We start from the raw sequence: 20,884 nt of genomic DNA on the forward strand, positions 1-20,884 counted from the left end.
CTCATTAATAAAAAGAAAGGATTTAAAGTTTATAAATCTAAAGATAGATAATATGTTTATCTAATATCATTAACTGTCGACACTTAGGGGATAACAACATTGCTATCCCCCTTACTTTACCTTTCATTTATAACATAATACTAAAATTAAAATAACGGCAATAGGATTTATTATTAAGGATTTCAATTATTAGCTAAGACCGATAATAACAGCTTAAATCCAATAAATTTTATACTGAAACATATAATTAATCTGAAACTTTTTTACAAAAAAACGCTCTGACATGTGCATAAATTAAGATTTAAGGTAACCTAATTGCCGATATATGAACGTACATTTAGATTAGACTTTTCAACAATTCTATTATAGCTATTCTGTCTTCCACTTTTTTAACTGCTCTTTCTAATAAAGAATTGCCATCCATTAATTATTGAATAAGAATGTTTTTTTAATATTTGTTAATATCTAGAAAATTTTTACAAATTTACTGCTATTTGTGAAACATGCAACGTCAAATAATATTGGATTACGTTAACAGGTATGAAAATAAAGTATTGTAATTTAAACACAAACTTTATTTGTGAAAGATTATTACATCCGATGAAACAGTAATGGTATTTGAAAAAGATGCCGAGTGAGATTTTATTTGATAAAGTCGACAAAAACAGAAATGGTTACATGATAGTTAGTTAAATAAACATTTATAATCGAAAAAGAGACTTAAATAAATATTACCTTAATGAATAAATTTTTATACTAAAACGTGTGTGTAACCTCAAACATCTTAACAAGTGTATGAACTTGTTAAGATGTTATTTTAAAAATGTAGATATGAATTATGAAATTCGCATACCTGGTTTTGCTCCGCTATCCGGTGATAAAAGGTAAACACCCTCACCATCGTCTTTACCACTTGCACAAAGAACCATACCTTCTGAAACGCCAAAACGCATTTTACGAGGAGCTAAGTTTGCAATCATAATCGTTAAACGACCAATTAAAACTTGAGGATCAGGATAAAATTGTTTTATGCCCGAAAACACATTACGCGTTTCATCACCAATATCGAGAGTCAATTGCAATAATTTATCAGAACCTTCTACAAAAGTAGCATTCTTGATTAATGCAACGCGCATATCAACTTTAGCAAAATCATCAAAATTAATGGTATCAGCAATTGGCTCAGCTACTTTTTCTTTAGCAGGTGCTGTCGATGTCGTTAATTCTTTAGTTTCTTCAATCATTGCAGTAATTTTATCCATATCAATTCGGTTAAATAAGGCTTTAAAGCGATTAATTGTATGTCCAGTTAAGGCGTTATCAATACCTCGCCATTCTAAATGGCTATTTAAAAACTCTTCGGTACGCTGTGCTAATGATGGCACAACAGGTTTTAAGTAAGTCATTAGAATACGGAATAGGAAAATACCCATTGAACAAATATCTTGTAAAGCTTGATCTTGTCCTTCTTGTTTAGCCACAACCCACGGTGCTTTTTCGTCAATATAGCGATTTGCTTCATCTGCTAATGCCATAATTTCGCGAATAGCCTTACTTGATTCACGTTGTTCATAGTAATCGGCAATCACTTTGGCCTTTTCAACAAATTGCGCATAAAGCTCTGGCTCTGCAACTTTATCAGATAATTTGCCATCAAAACGTTTGCTAATAAATCCAGCCGAACGCGATGCGATGTTCACAACTTTATTTACTAAATCACTATTAACACGTTGTACAAAATCTTCTAAATTTAAATCAATATCATCAATATGTGGTGATAATTTTGCCGCATAATAGTAGCGCAAACAATCTGGATCTAAATGTCTTAAGTAAGTGCTCGCTTGAATAAAAGTACCGCGTGATTTAGACATCTTCGCACCATCAACCGTAACATAGCCATGTACAAAAATATTGGACGGTTTTCGATGTTCACTACCATCAAGCATCGCTGGCCAAAATAGGCTGTGGAAATAGACAATATCTTTACCAATAAAGTGATATAGTTCAGTACTTGAATCTTTACTCCAGAACTCATCAAAGATTGCTTTGTTATTTTTATTACAATAATTAAGGAAAGAGCCCATATAACCGATTGGCGCATCTAACCAAACATAAAAATATTTGCCCGGTGCATCAGGAATTTCAAAACCAAAATAAGGAGCATCACGGCTGATATCCCATGGTTGCAAACCTGCTTCAAACCACTCTTGCATTTTATTTGCGACTTGTTCTTGCAATGTACCAGAACGGATCCAAGCTTGTAACATGTTTGAAAAAGCAGGCAGATCAAAAAAGAAATGTTCCGATTCTTTCAAAATTGGCGTTGCGCCCGAAACAACTGATTTAGGATCAATCAAATCAGTCGGATTATAAGTAGCACTACATACTTCACAGTTGTCACCATATTGATCGGGTGCTTTACAACGAGGACATGTGCCTTTAACAAAACGATCGGGTAAAAACATCTGTTTTTCTGGATCGAATAATTGCGAAATAACTTTAGTTTTAATATAACCGTTAGCTTTTAAACGCTTATAGATTTGTTCTGATATTTGACGATTTTCAGGGCTATGAGTTGAATGGTAATTATCATAACTAATGTTAAAACCAGCAAAATCGCGTTGATGTTCAATTTTAACTTCTTCAATCATCTGCTCTGGTGTAATACCTAATTGCTGAGCTTTAAGCATAATTGGCGTACCGTGCGCATCATCGGCACAAATAAAATAGATTTCGTTACCGCGCATACGTTGAAAACGTACCCAGACATCCGCTTGAATATGTTCAAGCATATGACCTAAATGAATTGAACCGTTTGCATATGGAAGTGCACAAGTCACCAATATTTTGCGTTGCGTTGTCATGTTAATTAATTACCTTCTATTACATAATGACAGAAATAGTACATCAAACGTGTGATTATCGCTAGATTTATGCCATAATTTGATAAAATTTCTTTATATACTCAACAGTATTGTAAAGTGTCAAAGCCCAAAATGTTAGATTTAAGAAATCTGCAACACTATATTTTACACTTTATAAATAAAGGCAATACTTGAAATAGTCTAAAGTCAAAGCAATATGAGTATAAAGTAAATGCACAAAAAATAAGGCTAATATCATGGAAGCGAAAAAAATTCTGGAAAATTTTACTCATCCTACCTTACAAAAAAATTTGATTGAACTTGGTGCAGTTAAAACTTGTGAAATAGTCGATCAAATTCTAACCATAAAGTTAATTATGCCATTTGCATGGCAAATTGCTTTTGAAGAACTTAAATCAGCGCTCACGCCACAGTTACTCAAACTTACCGATGTTAAAGAAGTAAAATGGCATATTGAATACAATATCGCTACACTTAAGCGTGCCAACAACCAACATGCAATAAATAATATAAAAAATATTATTGCCATTAGCTCTGGTAAAGGTGGTGTTGGTAAATCGTCAACTGCCGTTAATATAGCACTTGCACTACAAAAACAAGGCGCCAGTGTAGGTATTTTAGATGCAGATATTTATGGCCCATCCATTCCCACCATGTTAGGTACAGAAAAACAACAACCCTTAACACCAGATAATAAACACATGACCCCCATAATGGCTTATGGACTCGCCAGTAATTCAATTGGCTATTTAGTGGATTCTGATGGTGCAATGGTATGGCGTGGTCCAATGGCCAGTAAAGCTTTATTGCAAATCTTACAAGACACATTTTGGCCTGAACTTGATTATCTAGTTATTGATATGCCGCCAGGAACGGGCGATATTCAGTTAACGCTTGCGCAAAGTATTCCCGTTACAGCCGCGATCATTGTTACAACTCCACAAGATATTGCACTCATTGATGCTAAAAAAGGGATTACCATGTTTACTAAAGTTAATATTCCTACTTTGGGTATTATTGAAAATATGAGTTACCATATTTGTGAAAACTGTGGTCATCACGAAGCAATTTTTGGCGAAGGCGGTGCAAAGCGTCTATCTGAACAATATCAAACATCGTTACTAGGACAGATCCCCTTACATAAAATTTTGCGCCAAGATCTGGATACAGGCAAACCAACGGTTATTAACCATCCAGAAAGTGAATTTACCCAAATTTATTGTCAAATTGCAGGCCGCATTGCCAGCGAGCTTTATTGGCAAGGTCAAGCGATCTTACCGGATATATCCTTTAAAGCACTTTAGTACGCAAAAATATATTGGCTTTTAACGACTAAAAGCCAATATCAAGATAGATTTTAAAAAATAGTAATCGAATAAAGCCTTACAGATTTGATATTTACTTTTTCAATTGACTAAATTCCGCTTTAGCTTTAACTAACTGTTTATTAAACTCTTCATTGGTATGTAACTGTGCGACCACGGCGGCAGCCATCACTTTGGCTGCATCAACATCACTTTGCCAATGATAACCACAAATTACTCGACTTTCCCCAATTTCATAGCCACGTTTTAAAATCTCGTTTTGGCGTTGTGGGTTTATTTCGGCAAGCACTAACGAAATAGCAAATCCTAAAGTAGTATGCCCTGATGGATAAGAACCATTGGTTGATAATGTTTTCTCATCTTCAGGTCGACAAGTTGGTTCTTTGAAAAATGAAAATGGTCGAACCCGATTATAATGAACTTTTGCAGATCGTGTTGCAAGATCACCCGCATCTTCTTTCATTGTAGTAATAAGCTTGTAAATCTCTGGTGTTTTAGTGCTCGAAATCTCATAACCAAAAGAGGGGGAAAATTGTTTAGTAACATTATCTTTTGTCGCATCCGCATCTAAATATGCCTGATGTCCTCGTTCCGTATTACGCATGGATTTCCCCCAATCATATTGAGCTTTATCTCTAAGAAATTCAATACTATTGTAAGCGGGTGGTTGCGGCAAAAGTAATAAACTATCTGGAGCTTGATCTACTCTAAGGTAATAATCTTGCGGATCAGTTGTTACATCCTTTGCTTCAATGGCAAACACATTCGTACATAACAAAGAACAAATGATAATACTCTTTACAAAAACTTTTTGCATACCTATCTCCTCAATAAAAATAATGTTTGAAATTTAGTCAGTTACTTTAATAACCTAAATTTACTTACTCATTTTTTAAAGTGATAAAAAGCATTTACTTTAGATTGTTAAATCACTGCTGAATAATACTGACTTATTTATTAATTGATTAATCATAAATTGGATTTTATATTAATAAATCATGATGTTTTATTATGTGACAATAGTCACATTTCAATATTAAACAACGTATACGACTGAATCTAAAAATTTTATAAAAAGTATCGTTTTGGATTAAAGAGTAGAAAAACTAAACTACCCATCAACTGATTCTAACCTTCCATTACACAAAGATTTTGTCACGAAACATAAAAAACACGGCATCAAGCAGACATAAACCAGCCCAAATAAAATCAGTTTTAAAAGGCTCTTTTAAGATAAAGATTGAAAATGGAATAAAGACAGATAAACTAATTACTTCTTGAATAATTTTTAACTGACCCGCGGTTGCGACTTGAAAACCAATCCGATTGGCTGGAACTTGCAATAAATATTCAAAAAGTGCAATTCCCCTGCTAATAAACACTGCAATAATCCAAGTTTGATTATGCAAAAAGCGTAAATGCCCATGCCAAGCAAACGTCATAAAAAAATTACTTAAAATGAGTAAACAGACAGTAATAACAAGTTGATTCATAATAATCATAAATGTATTAAAATCAGGGAATATCATTATATACCTTTGCATAAATAACAGACAAAAGGGTGAGGTTATTTTTTGGTTTTATTGCATTGCTATCAACAAATTTAATAATGAGATCAATTGTGGATTTTAAGCAAAGTAAATTATTGCTGCTTATTGATTCTAGCTTTATAGTAAATGAAAATTAAAAACGTCATTCACTTCAACTCGACACAAAGGAAACCATTATGCAAAAAAGAGTAAATCAAGTTACTATGAAAGGTCATCCTATCACGTTACTCGGACCTGAAATCAAAGTTGGTGATAAGGCGCCTGATTTTGTTGTCGAAAATAACAAAATGCAACCGATAAAATTATCGGATTTTAAAGGTAAAGTCAGAATTATTAACTCAGTTCCCTCCATTGATACTTCGGTATGTAGTGCTCAAGTGCATCGTTTTAACGTCGAAGCAACAAAATTAAAAAATACCATTATATTTTCAGTCAGTGTCGATTTACCTTTTGCATTAAATCGCTATTGTTCAGCAGACGGAATTGATGAGGTTAAAGTGACATCAGATCACAAGAATCTCGATTTTGGATTAAAATATGGTGTTGTAATTGAAGAAATGCGTTTATTGGCACGCGCGGTATTTGTCGTTGATAAAAACGATAAAATTGCTTATGTCGAATATGTTAAAGAGATCTCAAATGAACCTGATTACGATAAAATATTAAAGGTAGTCAAAACGATATTATAAAAATAAGCCTAATAATGAAGTTTATGCCACCTTACTACAACGGGTGGCCTTTGTTAAGATTTATTAGTTCGATATATGTAACAATGGTCAATATTCAGTTATAATTACCACTAATCAATTTATCCCATCTTTAAGTAAAATCATGAATAATGCTAAAAAGCGCTCTCGGATCTGGTCGTCGATTCTTTGTTTAGCTTTTGCTGGATTTATTTTCAATACCACCGAATTTGTACCGGTTGGTTTACTGCCTAATATTGCGGAAAGCTTTTCGATGGATGTCGCTCATGCAGGGTTATTATTAACGATATACGCTTGGGCGGTATCATTACTATCATTACCCTTAACCGTATTAACATCCAAAATGGAGCGTCGTAAACTCCTTATTTTTCTGTTTTGTCTATTTATCGGTAGCCATCTATTAGCTGGCTTTGCTTGGAATTTTTATAGCTTAATGACAGCTCGTATTGGTATCGCTTGTGCACATGCAGTATTTTGGGCTATTACCACGCCATTAGCGGTTCGATTAGCGCCGAATGGCAAAAAGGCCAAAGCGATGAGCTTTATTGTAGTAGGCACATCTATGGCAACGGTACTCGGCATTCCTATTGGTACCAAAATAGGAGAATTAGTTGGTTGGCGTATCACGTTTTTATGTATTGGTGGCATTGCCTTTGGTATTTTAGTTTTATTGATTTACTTACTTCCTAAAGTACCTAGTATTAACACCATTTCTATCAAGGATCTACCCAAAGTGCTAAAACGTCCGGCCTTACTTAATATTTACTTATTAACGGCTATTATAATCACCGGACATTTTACTGCCTATACTTACATTACGCCATTTATGATGAGAGTGGGAGGATTCAGTCAAGAAATTGTCGTCCATCTATTATTAGTTATTGGATTTTCAGGCATGATTGGCAGTGTCATTTTCACTCGATACTCAAGTAAATACCCAACAGCGATATTAGTTATACCTGTAATATTATTGATGGCGTGCTTATTATCACTCTACTTCAGCTCATTTAATCTCTACACCGCGATGATGCAAGGCATGATCTGGGGATTAGCAATTACAATTATTGGTATGGTCATGCAAAGTAAAGTGATCGATGTCGCACCCGATGCAACTGACATTGCCACATCTGTTTATTCAGGAATTTATAATATTGGTATTGGCGGAGGTGCCTTTGTCGGCAGCCAAGTGTTAGTAAAACTGTCAACGGATTATATTGGGTTAGTCGGTGCTATTTTTGTGATCCTTGCGTTACTTCTTTTCTTCGTTTTATCCAAAAAAACTTGGTAAAAAGCAAATAAGCGCTGGTTGTAACAGCGCTTATTAATTTTGTTTATTGATTGGCAGTAAAATTCATTACTGCTGACTAAGTGCTTCTAACTGTTCCCAGCGGTCAAACACAGCTTCTAATTCGGCTTCTTTATCACTTAATGATTGTAAAATGGGACCGGTTATATCATGAGGTTGATTAAAAAAGTCACTTTGACCAATTTGCGCTTGTAAATCAGCAATCGCAATTTCAAGCTGTTCTATTTTGCTTGGCAACTGGGCTAATTCACGTTGTTCGTTATAGCTAAGTTTTACTTTCTTTTTAACCGCAGATTCTTTATTCTGATTATTGACCGTATTTGATTCTTTTTTAGGTTGTTGACTGCTATTTACTGTCGAAACTTTAACGGGTTGAGCCTGCTGCTGTTGTTGCAACGCATCAGCATAACCTCCAGCATAAATACCAATATGCCCTTTATCTTCAAAGAACCAACATTGCGTAACAACATTATCAACAAATTGCCGATCATGGCTTACCAATAAAACAGTTCCTTGATAATCATTGACCAGTTCTTCTAACAATTCCAACGTTTCAATATCTAAATCGTTTGTTGGTTCGTCCAATACCAGTAAATTGCTAGGTTTTAAGAACAGTTTTGCCAATAACAATCGGTTACGTTCTCCGCCAGACAATGCCCTTACTGGCGTTCTGGCTCGTTTAGGTGGAAACAAGAAATCCTGCAAATAACCCAATACATGACGCGAACGACCGTTTACCATCACCTCTTGCTTGCCTTCGGCCAAGTTATCCATTACTGTTTTTTCGGGATCCAGCTCTAAACGATACTGATCAAAATAGGCGACTTCAAGCTTAGTGCCACAATGTACGCTGCCCGAAGTCGGTGTTAAATTACCAAGCATCAGTTTTAACAAAGTCGTTTTACCAATACCATTAGGACCAATCAGGGCAATCTTATCACCTCGTAAAACTTGCACTGAAAAGTCATTGACTAATAATTTATCATCAACTTGATAAGTCACGTTTTCCAATTCAAAAACGATTTTTCCGGAACGTAACGCTTCCTCAATTTGCATTTTAGCGCTGCCCATCACTTTACGACGCTCAGAATACTCTTGTCGCATAGCTTTCAATGCTCGTACACGCCCTTCATTACGAGTACGACGCGCTTTGATACCTTGACGGATCCACACCTCTTCTTGCGCTAATTTTTTATCGAATTCGGCGTTTTGCAGCTCTTCAACACGCAACGCTTCTTCTTTACCAAGTAAGTAATTATCATAATTACCACTCCAAGAGGCGATTTTGCCACGATCTAAATCAATAATTCGTGTCGCCATTTGACGAATGAATGAACGGTCATGTGAAATAAATACAATGCTACCATTAAAGCTTTTTAAAAATTCTTCTAACCATTTAATGGTTTCAATGTCTAAATGGTTAGTTGGTTCATCAAGTAATAAAACGGTTGGTTGACAAACCAAAGCTTTAGCTAAAGCAGCCTTACGCAGCCAACCTCCAGAAAGTGATGATAATTGAGCTTCACTATCTAGGGATAACGATGAAATCACATTACGAATTCGATTTTCAAGTTGCCAACCATTTTGGTGATCGAGCTGTTCTTGCATTTTAGCTAGTTTTGCTAAATTACTTTCACTGGGTTCTTGCTCAACTTGATGCGATAATTCGTGATAATCTTTTAACAACTGAGCTTGTTCTTGTAATCCTTCCGCCACAAAATCAAATACATTACCTTGAACATCACGGGGCGGATCTTGTTGTAAGCGTGACACAACAACATTATTTTCATAAACAATTTGTCCTTCATCCAATGGTACTTCTTTATTAAGCACTTTAAGTAAAGTGGATTTACCTGCACCATTACGACCTACAAGACAAACGCGTTCGTTCACTTCGATCGACATATCAATATGATCTAATAAAGGCGCATCACTGAATGAAAGATAAGCATTGGTAAGATTAATTAATGACATATTTATGATTTTTATTTGGATATTAAATAATAAAGCGTTATTCTATCACAAAGTTGTGAAAGGCAGCTAAAAATCAACTTTCAAAGAAAGAAAACCCTTACAAAATGAGAACTACCCTTCTCTTCTATAATAAAAACAAATAGAGCTATATTTATTAATAATTATAGTTAAAAAAAATTATTACCAATTGAATATACTAATAATATTTTGGTGCGGAGGTTATTTATGAGTCATATGTGGACATTCCAGCGAGTTGGTGGATTAGATCAAGTTGTATTTAAGAACGCTAACGACATTATCAATCTACCCGATTTAGATCCCAAATTGTGGGTAGCGTTAAGCTGCCCAACAACAGGTTTAGATTTTGATGAACGAACTTTAGCTTTACTCGATACTGACCAAGATGGACGCATTCGTATACCGGATATTTTAGATGCAATTAGTTGGACCAAAGACAAAATATTATCATTTCAGACGATTTTAAACTCCTCTGACACATTACCCTTATCTGAAATCAACACCTCAACAGAACAAGGTAAAAAACTGTCAGTTACAGCACACAGCATTCTTGCTAATTTAAATAAGCATGATATAAATTATTTAACCCAAGAAGATGTACAAGAGTCGATAAAAGTTAATGCAGGTAAACTTTACAATGGTGATTTAATTTTTCCACCTTCTGCCGAATTATCACCTGAAATGCAAACATTTATTCAAACCGCCATTAAAACAACCGGTGCCCAAAAAGATATGAGTGGGCAAGATGGTATTGACTTAGAGATTGCGCAAACTTTTGTTGATAATTTAAAAACTTGGCAGAAGTGGCAAACCGATATCAGTAATACCCAAACACCCTTTGGTGAAGACCGAGCAGAAATTTGGAAATTAGTCCAACTTTTAAAACCCAAAATTGATGATTATTTTTTACGTGTTGAATTGGCCGAGTATGCCCCACAAGCACAAACCGCACTTAATGTTGATGAAAAATATATTGTCCCAACTGAAAATGGTTTACTGTCAGACGAAGCTTTGGCTGAATTACCTTTATCAAAAATTGATTCCACCAATTATCTTGATTTAGTCAATGGGCTCAATCCACTTTGGAAAGATAAGATCAGTCGTTTTAAAACTTTAGTTACCTCATCATTATCAAATCCTGACCAACTTACCCAGCAAGAGTGGCAAAATATTCAACAAAGTTTACAAGCCTACACTACGCTAATTAGTTCAAAACCCGAACTGACTCAGTTAAAGGTTGCAACTGAACCAACAGCGAGTATAGAAGATATTCACAATGATGTTATTACCAGTTTGCTAAATTCGGATTTATTTACAGAATTTAAGCAGATGATCGAACAAGATAACCAAACCCCTATTTCAGCATCGGATGTACTTGTGCTTGAAAAGTTAGTTCTGTTTCATAAACATCTTTATCGTTTACTGGTTAATTTTGCCTCGTTTGCTGATTTCTTCTCACTTAAAAAAAGAGCCGCTTTCCAGCTTGGTAAACTGTATATTGATGGTCGTTGTGCTACCCTATGTGTTGCCGTCGATAATATTGCCAAACATGCCAATATGGCAAATTATTCTGAGCTCTGTTTACTCTACTGCGAATGCACTCGTCAGGGTGAAAAGAAACTGATTGCGGCAGCGATGACCGCTGGACAAGGTGATTTATTGATCGAAGGTCGTAATGGTGTATTTATTGATAATAATGGCAATGATTGGGATGCCAATGTGGTTAAAATAATCACTAAGCCAATTAGCATTCAACAAGCCATTTGGGCGCCTTATCAACGTATTGGTCGTTTAATTACCGAACAAATTAATAAGTGGGCAACAGACAAAGATGCTGATATCGATAAGTCTAGCGAACAAGCCTTACAAAATCCTGCTAATAAATTTGATATCGGTAAAAGTATGGGGATTTTTGCTGCAATTGGCTTAGCCATTGGTGCTATTGGTACCGCTTTGGCGTCTATCTTTCAGGCTATCTTTTCGCTCGCTTGGTGGCAATTTCCATTAGTCATTATTGGAATATTTTTGATTGTATCCGGTCCTTCGGTGATTTTAGCATGGTTAAAACTACGTCGTCGTACTCTCGGACCATTACTTGAAGCATCGGGATGGGCCATTAATGGACAAGTAAAAATCAACTTAATGTTAGGGGGATTGCTCACAAGCAAAGCCGAACTGCCTGACAATGCTAAACGCAATTTAAGCGATCCATTGAAGCAACATCATTATAAATTCATCATTATTCTATGGTTAGCCATATTATTAGGTGTGGGTATTAGTGGTGGCTGGCTTTGGCACGAAGGTTATTTAGATAAAATTTTTGAACCACAACATCATACTCAACAAAATGTGCAACAGCAGTCAGAGAAGCAAAACAATAGTAACACAAGTGAAAATCATTAAAAAACAAAATGGCTATTGGAGATTTAATCCGATAGCCAATACAAACTAATTGCCGATCGATTTATCGGCAATGCTTAACTAAATAATAGTTAATCAGTGTTGATAAACCGGTAAACGGCGACAAATATCTAACACTTTAGCTTTTACTGCTTGAATGATTCGCTCGTCATCAATGTTATCTAACACATCACAAATCCAATTTGCCAACTCACGTGATTCTGCTTCTTTAAAACCTCGACGTGTAATGGCTGGTGAACCGATACGCACACCTGAAGTTACAAATGGACTTTGTGGATCTTTTGGTACACTATTTTTATTTACCGTAATGTTTGCGCTACCTAACGCGGCGTCTGCTTCTTTACCGGTAATTTTTTTATCGACTAGATCAATTAAAAATAGATGATTTTGCGTTTCGCCTGAAACCACTTTATAACCACGTTTCAAAATTACATCAACCATGGCTTGCGCATTTTTAATCACTTGATGTTGATACTCTTTATAGGCTGGTTCCATCGCTTCTTTTAAGGCTACAGCTTTGGCGGCAATCACATGCATTAAAGGCCCGCCTTGTGCACCAGGGAAAACCGCCGAATTTAATTTTTTATAAAGTTCTTCACTGCCACCTTTGGCTAGAATTAACCCGCCACGTGGTCCGCCTAATGTTTTATGAGTTGTCGTGGTAACAACATGAGCAAAAGGTACTGGATTAGGATATACGCCTGCTGCAACTAGACCTGCCACATGCGCCATATCCACAAACAAGAACGCTCCGACACTATCAGCAATTTCACGCATACGTTTCCAATCGACCACGCCTGAATAAGCAGAGAACCCACCAATAATCATTTTAGGTTTTGAATCTAAGGCTATTTTTTCTAATTGTTCATAATCAATATGGCCAGTTTCGTCTACACCATAAGCGACGACATTATATAATTTACCAGAAAAACTTACAGGTGAACCATGTGTTAGATGCCCGCCTTCTGACAAATTCATGCCTAGTACTGTATCACCTGGTTTTAATAATGCCATATAAACAGCAAAATTAGCCTGTGAACCCGAATGAGGTTGCACATTAGCATAATCAGCACCAAACAAAGTTTTTGCTCGCTCAATAGCTAAAGTCTCGACAATATCAACATACTCACAACCACCATAATAACGTTTGCCAGGGTAACCTTCGGCATATTTATTGGTTAATTGCGATCCTTGTGCTTGCATTACTCGAGGACTGGTATAATTTTCCGATGCGATTAATTCAAGATGATCCTCTTGACGTTGCTCTTCACCTTTAATTGCATCCCATAATTCTTTATCATAAGTGGCAATGGTCATATCTTTACTGAACATATTGACTCCTAGTTATTAATTGCATTAACTATTAAGCTTTACTGCACTGATTTAAAAAAAAAATCATCATTAGCAATTATCCTCACTTAATCAGCGTATTATTTCAATCTTTTTTTTTAATTATAAAAAAAATTTATATTAAAACGGTAATTAAATAAGGCAGTTTTTATTATTACCCTAATCTTTGAAAACTACTAGGAGTGACAATTTTAAGTCTCAAAATCCCCCTTCTTTTGAGACAAAATAAAATTCGCTAAAACCACCATACGAACAATCAATCCTATTTTTAGGTGATTCAACTGTATCAATTTTAGTGATAACTTGATAACTTTTGCCATCATCGTCATAAAAAACGAAATTATAGATATTTGTATAGATAAACTTCTTTTTAATCATTTTATTGGTGTTAATTTTTTTTTCTGATGCCAATAAATTTATTTTAGTTTTTGAAGAAGCTATATCCTCCTTAGCAAGGATGCCTTCATTCTGCATCCATGTCGCGGCAGTATTCATCGGAAAAGAAGCACAATCGGGTGCTTTAGCAAAGGAGTATGTTGACCATAACATTACTCCTACAATAAGAAAAATTTTTTTCATTTTATAACCTTATGTTTTAATTTTATTTTTACCTGTTTCCTTGACAAGTAAAATTGAACATTAATGGATTAAATCTTTTTTTAATTTAATTGTTTAGTTTAAATGGTTGATCTGGCGTTTTGAAATAAAATAACTATCTACGTCACCAAAACATTCTGTTTTAGAGGCATTACTTTTAGTGATCACATCATAAGCTTTATTTTGATTATCATAAAAAATAAAATGATAAATTTGTGTATAAAGATTTTTACTTTTTTGTTCAGTCGCTAAAAGTGTGATCCTCATTTTTGATTCACTCAAGTTTTGACTATCAACAATATTACTACTTTTTAACCACTCTTTGGCTTTATCTAAAGACCAAGCTTTGCAATCAAGCTCTTGGGCGTGGGACATCAGTGGAAGTGATACCAACAGCATTAGAATAGAAAGTTTCCTCATATTATTACCTTAAAATTCCTTTGTTACTTTATAACAAGCATTAAAAATATTGAATTTACTAATATAATGTTATATTCACCATTAATGTACATTACTTTGTGATACTAAGTAATGATTGACCTGACTCATTGAGCATTCTTCGTCCGAAGCATTATTTTGAGTAATAACTTCGTAACTATTCCCTTTGTTATCGTAGAAAACAAAATGATAAATTTGATTATATAAACCTTTTTCGATCTCTTGTGATGCTAATTGGATAATTCGAGTTTTCGATTCATCTAAATCCACAATATCCACAATATTCATATTTTTTAACCAACCTTCGGTCATATTCATAGGCCAAGTATAACAATCAGGTCCATTAGCAAAGGAGAGTAACGGACTAAACATAAACAATACAAAGATAGTTAATTTTTTCATATCATCACCTTTAATTATTCCTTTTTACTTGATGAGGTTAATATTCAAACTAAAAAAGTTAATTGCCAATTATTTAATTAACATAAATCAATTTTACCTGTAGATTATTATATAGAAATAAATAATTAAGTAATTATAAAAGTAACATAGCAAATCAATTTTGATTATCACAAAATTACAATAGCACTTTTTTATTTATTAGTATTATGTATATACTGTTACCAAAATTGATTATTGAGTAATACGTTTTATGCCCTTATCTACGCTCGTTATTTTGCCTTTTTTGGTATTAACTATTATTTTTGCTTCACTATTTCAACAAAAAAAATGGCAATTAGTGACCATCACATTCATGACCGTTCTTATCGTGATGGAACTCACCTCTGTCTACTTTAGTGGAGGTTTTATTGACTATCAGTTTTATGTGAATTTAAATGTAAATGATATCATTGAAGGGTTATTCATTTTCAAACTGCAAGCAGTATTAGTTATTGCGGTCTTTTTAGGATTGGTATTTTTATTGTCAAAATTAGCCAATCTATGCAAATCTAAATGTCGGTTATTTATCCGCTTATTATTTGCCAGTCTTGCAATCATCTCAATAAGTTACCATAACGGCCCTTTAAGTCGTTTATATGAAATATATCAAGTAACAAGTGCACCTCGCGAACCATTTAAACAAGCACTAGCATCATTAAATATGGTTGATTATCCAACCAAAGATCAGATTGTGAGTCAAAAGGGCAAAAATATTATTGTTTTATCTCTTGAATCCTTTGAACAAGGTTTTTTTGATTTTGAAGAAATTACACCCAACTTACGACAGTTACGCCAAGATTATACTTTCTTTGCTAATATGCCAATGAGTGCTGGCAGTAGTTGGACTACCGCTTCAATGTATACTTATATGACAGGCATGCCGTTTCTAATTGGAGGATACACAACTTCCCCATTAATGAAAGCAGATCAAACACAATTAGTAAGCTTGGGTGATGTATTAAGACAAGCTGGCTACCAAACACGTTATGTAATGGCAGGCCCTAATTTCGCTGGAATTGGTCATACGGCAGGGTTATTTGGTATGCAAATCATCTCGGAAGAAAATTATGTTGGTCAATACCCTAATGCCCCATTTGGATTATATGACAAGGATATTTTAGATATAGCTCAAAAACAAATTACCGAGATGAATCACTCAGGTAAACCATTTGCGTTATTTATCTCAACAGTTTCAACTCATGCGCCTAATGGCTTTAATGATGAGCGCATGAAGTCAGTTATATCACCTAAAAATGATAACATGTCATTTGTTGCTGCTTCACTCGATTATAATGTTGGACAATTTATCCGACATTTAAAAGATAATGGATTATTAGATAATACTGTATTTTATATTTTTCCCGACCATTTAATGATGGGAGCTGGTACAGCAACAATTAATCGCCTATCAGAAAAAGAGCGTAAACTTTATTTACTAACCAATGCTAAGAGTGAAAATTTACATAAAACGCCCGATCAAGTCATCTACCAAATTGATTTACCGCGTTTAATTTTAAATGGTGCACAAGTTGAAAGTAATGCTAAATTTTTAACAGATTACCTAAATGAGCCAAATTTCAATAAAAAACAGTTTATTGAACGAAATAAATCAAAAATTGCAACAATAAATAACTCTGCGCAACTATTTAAATAGGTACAAAATGACGGCTGATACATTAATTTTAGTCATTACTATCAGTTTTTTAGGGATGATTTCTCCTGGGCCAGATTTCTTTCTGATTTTAAAAAACAGTTTAAGTTATAGCCGAAAAATCGCGTTGTTGTCTTGTCTGGGCGTAATAATGGCAATATTAATTCATATGAGTTACTGTGTTGCAGGTATTGCCATACTCATTGCAACAACACCAATACTTTATAATGGGTTACGTTATGCAGGTTCAGCTTACTTGTTATGGCTCGGAATAAAAGCATTACTAGCAAAAAACACCAGTACAACTTATCTTACACAGCAATCAAACAACAAATGTATTTCTGCTAAAACAGCCTTTATGCAAGGCCTGTTTTGCAACCTACTTAATCCTAAAGCAACATTATTTTTCTTAGCAATTTTCACTCAGGTATTGAATGCCGATTCATCAATAATAGATAAATTACTCGTAGCACTTATTATTTGGATAGAAGCTGTTTTTTGGTGGCCTTTTGTTGTCTATATATTTCAAACACAAGCTGTACAAAGAAGATACTTTAAAATACAAATTATTATCGATAAATTATTAGGTATTATTTTAATAACTTTGGGGATAAAAGTTGCTTTAGGATTTTAGGGTAAATTCATCAATAATTTTTTACTGAAACGTTATCTTTTCCTGAAACTTTTTTACATAAAAACTTTCTTTTTTTGAATCTTGTATAGTTAATTGATACACTGTTAGCCATATGATTGACTGTAATCAGCTACTCTTTTTTATCGATTATAGTATTATGATTTAATTATAGTTAATTACATTAGGTTAGTAAATATGAACAAATTGTTACAATATGGTCGAGAACTTCTTGAATTAGAACTTCATGAAGCCCAAAAATTACCCGATAGACTAGGTAAAGATTTTGTTGAAGCTTGTCAGCTTATTTTATCGAATAAAGGGAAAGTCGTGGTATCAGGTATTGGAAAATCGGGGCATATTGGAAAAAAAATTGCAGCATCATTAGCCAGTACTGGTAGCCCCGCTTTTTTCATGCACCCATCTGAAGCCTTACACGGGGATTTAGGTATGGTCACTAAAAATGATGTAGCGATTCTTATCTCATATTCTGGACGAGCAAAGGAATTTAATTTTATTCTACCGATACTTTCATCAATGGACGTACCTGTGATAGCAATTACAGGTGGATTGGATTCGCCGTTAGCTAAATCAGCACAAGCTGTGCTTGATATATCTATCGAAGAAGAAGCTTGCCCAATGGGACTTGCACCGACTTCAAGCTCAACCAATACGCTACTAATGGGTGATGCACTTGCTATCGCCGTGATGCGCGCTCGTGGATTTAAAGAAGAGGATTTTGCTCGCTCTCATCCTGCGGGTAGTTTGGGGGCTAAATTACTCAACCATGTTAAAGATGTCATGCGACAAGGTGATTTAATTCCAAAAGTACCGCACACTGCAACCGTATTTGACGCCATGTTAGAATTAAGCCGTACAGGAGTGGGGTTAGTTGCAATCTGTCAGGATAATAATAAAATAATTGGTGTTTTTACCGACGGGGACTTACGTCGGTTATTGCTCAAAAATGGTACATTGCAAGATAGCATTAGCGCTGTTATGACTAGCCCTGGCTTTCAAATACCTGAGAATTGGAAAGCGGTCGAAGCACTAAAATCATTTAATGATCATAATATTACTGCAGCACCTGTTGTTAATAGTGCTGGTGAATTAGTAGGCGCATTAAATATTCATGATTTACACCAAGCAGGAATAAGCTAAAAACTATTATAAATACTTATTGCAAAAAGGTACTATCTATTGAGATAATTACCGACCTAAATTTTTGTCGTTAGACGGAGATCCAAGAAAAGTTACACCGTTAACAATGTAAATGATTAAATAAATCATAGAACGTTAACGTTGTGTTGTATATTTTAACCAAAATTAATAGATGATGAAACTACAATGGCAGAAAAGCGAAATATCTTTCTAATTGGCCCAATGGGGGCAGGAAAAAGCACAATTGGCCGACAGATTGCACAACAGCTAGGCATGGAATTTTTTGATTCAGACCAAGAGATTGAAAAACGTACAGGCGCTGATATTGCATGGATTTTTGATTTAGAGGGTGAAGACGGATTCCGAGCCAGAGAAGAAAAAGTCATTAATGAATTGACTGAAAAACAAGGTGTAGTACTTGCTACTGGTGGTGGTTCAGTGCTATCGAAAGAGACGCGCAATCGATTATCGGCTCGTGGCATTGTTGTTTATCTTGAAACAACCATTGAGAAACAAATGGCTAGAACTCAAAAAGATAAACGTCGCCCACTTTTACAAGGTAGCAATACTCCAAGAGAACTTTATGAAGAACTTGCTGGAGAGCGCGAACCTCTTTATGAAGAAATTGCGGATATTACAATCAAAACTGATGAACAAAGTGCTAAAGGTGTTGCAAGTTATATTATTGAGAAAATAGAGCAAATTTAAGTCACTTATTTTAGAAATAATGGTGCTTTGTGAGGCTATAAATCTTTTGATAGGTTAAGGAGTCAATATGCGTGTAGATAAAGACGATCGTTATATATCAGAACAACCTAACAAGGATTCAATGCTCCCATTAAAATGGCCAGATTTTCTTCAAAATTATCCAAAGAAAAAACTTATTATTTGCGGTTTAATAATCCTAATTATTTTTTTATTACTTAGCTTGATTATTTTCCGACCTTCACAAACAAGCGAACCAACGCCATTAACGCCTCCTGTGGTTAACGGTGTTGCTTCAACAGATGAAACGGATACAACTAATGCTATTCACAATGGGCAAAGCAATGTTACAGATAATGGTAAGACACCTGATAATGCTTTAGCGAATTCAGAAAGATCAACTCCATCTAAACCTGATGTGCCAAAACCATCTGAAAATAGCAGTAATAGTATAAATTCAACTGATAATCCAAATGTGGCGTCAAATGCCAATCGTAATGGCGAAAAAAAACCAACTAAAAATACAGCTAATCTAAACGATGACAACAATAGTTTAGCTAAAAACTTTAGGATAAGAGATGATCATTATGTGATTCAAATTACTGCATCTAGGTCGGCTGAGGGCTTAAAAAAATTTGTTACACAAAATAAAATAACGGATTACCAGATTTATGAAACTCAATACAGCAATGGTAAATGGTTTATTTTAGTTAAAGGTAATTATTCATCACTTGATGAGGCTCGTAAAGCGATCAAATCACTACCCGCTGCTCTCCAAAAAGATAAACCATGGGTTAAATCTGGAGCAGAAGTAAATAAAGAAAAAATAGTAAATTAATAAAGGATATCGTCCATTTATCCTACTAGCAACGAAAAAATAGGAGCAACCGTTGAAGAAGCAACGAGCCTTTTTAAAATGGGCCGGAGGAAAGTATGCGCTTGTAGACACAATTAAGCAATATCTACCAGAAGGGGAGCAATTAATTGAACCTTTTGTAGGCGCAGGTTCTGTTTTTTTAAATACCGATTACAAAAGTTATATTTTAGCTGATATCAATCATGATTTAATTGCACTATTCAAACTACTAAAAACAAACCCTGATCAATTTATTAATGATCTTAGACCATTATTTAATGAGCAAAATAATCAATCTGAGGCATTTTACCAACTCCGAGATGTTTTTAATGGTAGCAACGATCAGTATTTAAGATCGTTACTCTTTGTCTATTTTAATCGACATGGTTATAACGGTTTATGTCGTTATAATACTAACGGAAAATTTAATGTACCTTTTGGTCGATATAAAACAGTCTATTTTCCTGAAAAAGAACTCTACTTTTTTGCTGAAAAAGCACAAAAAGCTGAGTTTATTTGTGCGCCCTATCACGAAGTGATGCAAAAGGCTGGACAAAATTCGGTGATATATTGTGATCCACCTTATATTCCACCTAATAAATCAGGGGGATTTACATCTTATTATTCCAATATATTTGGCTTTGAAGAGCATGAAAATTTGTCAAAATTAGCGGAAACAGTGGCATACAAAAAAAATATACCCGTACTGGTGTCTAACCATTATACTGATTACACCATGACGCTATATAATAAAGCGAGTCATCTTTATCGAGCAGAAATGCGTCGTTCAATCAGTTGTGCTGGTGGAAGTAGAAAAAAGATTGATGAAATTTTAGCTTTATATAAAAAGTCATGAGTAGACTCATAT

18 protein-coding genes are annotated in these 20,884 nt (G+C 34.6%); 10 read left to right on the plus strand and 8 right to left on the minus strand.

Annotated elements, in window-relative coordinates; translation table 11 throughout:
- Positions 1 to 836 precede the first annotated feature (836 nt).
- Complete coding sequence (gene metG / locus H3S88_RS04610; protein WP_198226965.1) at positions 837 to 2,864, minus strand: methionine--tRNA ligase; 2,028 nt, start codon at positions 2,862 to 2,864, stop codon at positions 837 to 839.
- Between the two features lie 257 nt (positions 2,865 to 3,121).
- Between metG and apbC the strand changes: the two genes are divergently transcribed.
- Positions 3,122 to 4,189 (plus strand): iron-sulfur cluster carrier protein ApbC, encoded by a 1,068-nt coding sequence (gene apbC, locus H3S88_RS04615; protein WP_198226957.1) that lies wholly within the window; start codon positions 3,122 to 3,124, stop codon positions 4,187 to 4,189.
- Positions 4,190 to 4,283: 94 nt separating this feature from the next.
- Here the strand turns inward: apbC and H3S88_RS04620 are convergent, their stop codons facing one another.
- Positions 4,284 to 5,027: a phosphatase PAP2 family protein gene (locus tag H3S88_RS04620; protein WP_086326729.1), complete on the minus strand. Its 744-nt coding sequence runs from the start codon at positions 5,025 to 5,027 to the stop codon at positions 4,284 to 4,286.
- A gap of 322 nt (positions 5,028 to 5,349) precedes the next feature.
- A complete protein-coding gene (locus H3S88_RS04625) occupies positions 5,350 to 5,703 on the minus strand; it encodes a DMT family protein (RefSeq protein WP_198226955.1) in 354 nt (117 codons plus the stop codon).
- A 233-nt stretch (positions 5,704 to 5,936) separates the two neighbouring features.
- Here H3S88_RS04625 and tpx point away from each other — a divergent pair, with 233 nt between their 5' ends.
- Both tpx and H3S88_RS04635 read left to right on the plus strand, forming a co-directional pair.
- Positions 5,937 to 6,449 (plus strand): thiol peroxidase, encoded by a 513-nt coding sequence (gene tpx, locus H3S88_RS04630; RefSeq protein ID WP_039129152.1) that lies wholly within the window; start codon positions 5,937 to 5,939, stop codon positions 6,447 to 6,449.
- 142 nt (positions 6,450 to 6,591) lie between these two features.
- Complete coding sequence (locus tag H3S88_RS04635) at positions 6,592 to 7,755, plus strand: sugar transporter (RefSeq protein WP_065603577.1); 1,164 nt, start codon at positions 6,592 to 6,594, stop codon at positions 7,753 to 7,755.
- Positions 7,756 to 7,821: 66 nt separating this feature from the next.
- Here H3S88_RS04635 and H3S88_RS04640 read toward each other — a convergent pair whose 3' ends face one another.
- Positions 7,822 to 9,747: an ABC transporter ATP-binding protein gene (locus H3S88_RS04640; RefSeq protein ID WP_198226953.1), complete on the minus strand. Its 1,926-nt coding sequence runs from the start codon at positions 9,745 to 9,747 to the stop codon at positions 7,822 to 7,824.
- Positions 9,748 to 9,972: 225 nt separating this feature from the next.
- Between H3S88_RS04640 and H3S88_RS04645 the strand changes: the two genes are divergently transcribed.
- Positions 9,973 to 12,168: a MerC domain-containing protein gene (locus H3S88_RS04645; protein ID WP_198226950.1), complete on the plus strand. Its 2,196-nt coding sequence runs from the start codon at positions 9,973 to 9,975 to the stop codon at positions 12,166 to 12,168.
- Positions 12,169 to 12,261: 93 nt separating this feature from the next.
- On the opposite strand, the gene glyA is transcribed toward H3S88_RS04645, so the two are convergent.
- The 4 genes from glyA to H3S88_RS04665 all read right to left on the minus strand — a co-directional run bounded on the left by glyA (position 12,262) and on the right by H3S88_RS04665 (position 14,973).
- Positions 12,262 to 13,518: a serine hydroxymethyltransferase gene (glyA, locus tag H3S88_RS04650; protein WP_198226948.1), complete on the minus strand. Its 1,257-nt coding sequence runs from the start codon at positions 13,516 to 13,518 to the stop codon at positions 12,262 to 12,264.
- Between the two features lie 216 nt (positions 13,519 to 13,734).
- Entirely contained in the window at positions 13,735 to 14,115 is a 381-nt protein-coding gene (locus H3S88_RS04655) for a hypothetical protein (protein ID WP_198226946.1), read from the minus strand.
- Positions 14,116 to 14,208: 93 nt separating this feature from the next.
- On the minus strand, positions 14,209 to 14,553 hold the full coding sequence (locus H3S88_RS04660; protein ID WP_144091512.1) for a hypothetical protein: 345 nt from the start codon (positions 14,551 to 14,553) through the stop codon (positions 14,209 to 14,211).
- 81 nt (positions 14,554 to 14,634) lie between these two features.
- Complete coding sequence (locus H3S88_RS04665) at positions 14,635 to 14,973, minus strand: hypothetical protein (RefSeq protein WP_039127520.1); 339 nt, start codon at positions 14,971 to 14,973, stop codon at positions 14,635 to 14,637.
- A gap of 250 nt (positions 14,974 to 15,223) precedes the next feature.
- Here H3S88_RS04665 and H3S88_RS04670 point away from each other — a divergent pair, with 250 nt between their 5' ends.
- The 6 genes from H3S88_RS04670 to H3S88_RS04695 all read left to right on the plus strand — a co-directional run bounded on the left by H3S88_RS04670 (position 15,224) and on the right by H3S88_RS04695 (position 20,872).
- Entirely contained in the window at positions 15,224 to 16,666 is a 1,443-nt protein-coding gene (locus H3S88_RS04670; RefSeq protein WP_198226943.1) for an LTA synthase family protein, read from the plus strand.
- Positions 16,667 to 16,673: 7 nt separating this feature from the next.
- Positions 16,674 to 17,297: a LysE family transporter gene (locus H3S88_RS04675; protein ID WP_198226941.1), complete on the plus strand. Its 624-nt coding sequence runs from the start codon at positions 16,674 to 16,676 to the stop codon at positions 17,295 to 17,297.
- A gap of 195 nt (positions 17,298 to 17,492) precedes the next feature.
- The gene (gene gutQ / locus H3S88_RS04680; protein ID WP_198226939.1) at positions 17,493 to 18,455 is read left to right on the plus strand and encodes an arabinose-5-phosphate isomerase GutQ; all 963 of its coding nucleotides are present in this window, start codon (positions 17,493 to 17,495) and stop codon (positions 18,453 to 18,455) included.
- Between the two features lie 186 nt (positions 18,456 to 18,641).
- On the plus strand, positions 18,642 to 19,163 hold the full coding sequence (gene aroK / locus H3S88_RS04685; RefSeq protein ID WP_039127531.1) for a shikimate kinase AroK: 522 nt from the start codon (positions 18,642 to 18,644) through the stop codon (positions 19,161 to 19,163).
- A gap of 67 nt (positions 19,164 to 19,230) precedes the next feature.
- Entirely contained in the window at positions 19,231 to 19,998 is a 768-nt protein-coding gene (locus tag H3S88_RS04690) for an SPOR domain-containing protein (RefSeq protein ID WP_198226937.1), read from the plus strand.
- A gap of 52 nt (positions 19,999 to 20,050) precedes the next feature.
- Positions 20,051 to 20,872 (plus strand): Dam family site-specific DNA-(adenine-N6)-methyltransferase, encoded by an 822-nt coding sequence (locus H3S88_RS04695; RefSeq protein ID WP_039127536.1) that lies wholly within the window; start codon positions 20,051 to 20,053, stop codon positions 20,870 to 20,872.
- Positions 20,873 to 20,884 lie beyond the last annotated feature (12 nt).

Origin of the sequence: Gilliamella sp. B14448G11 (assembly GCF_016101765.1) — a bacterium.
GTDB classification, from domain to species: Bacteria; Pseudomonadota; Gammaproteobacteria; order Enterobacterales; family Orbaceae; genus Gilliamella; species Gilliamella apicola_N.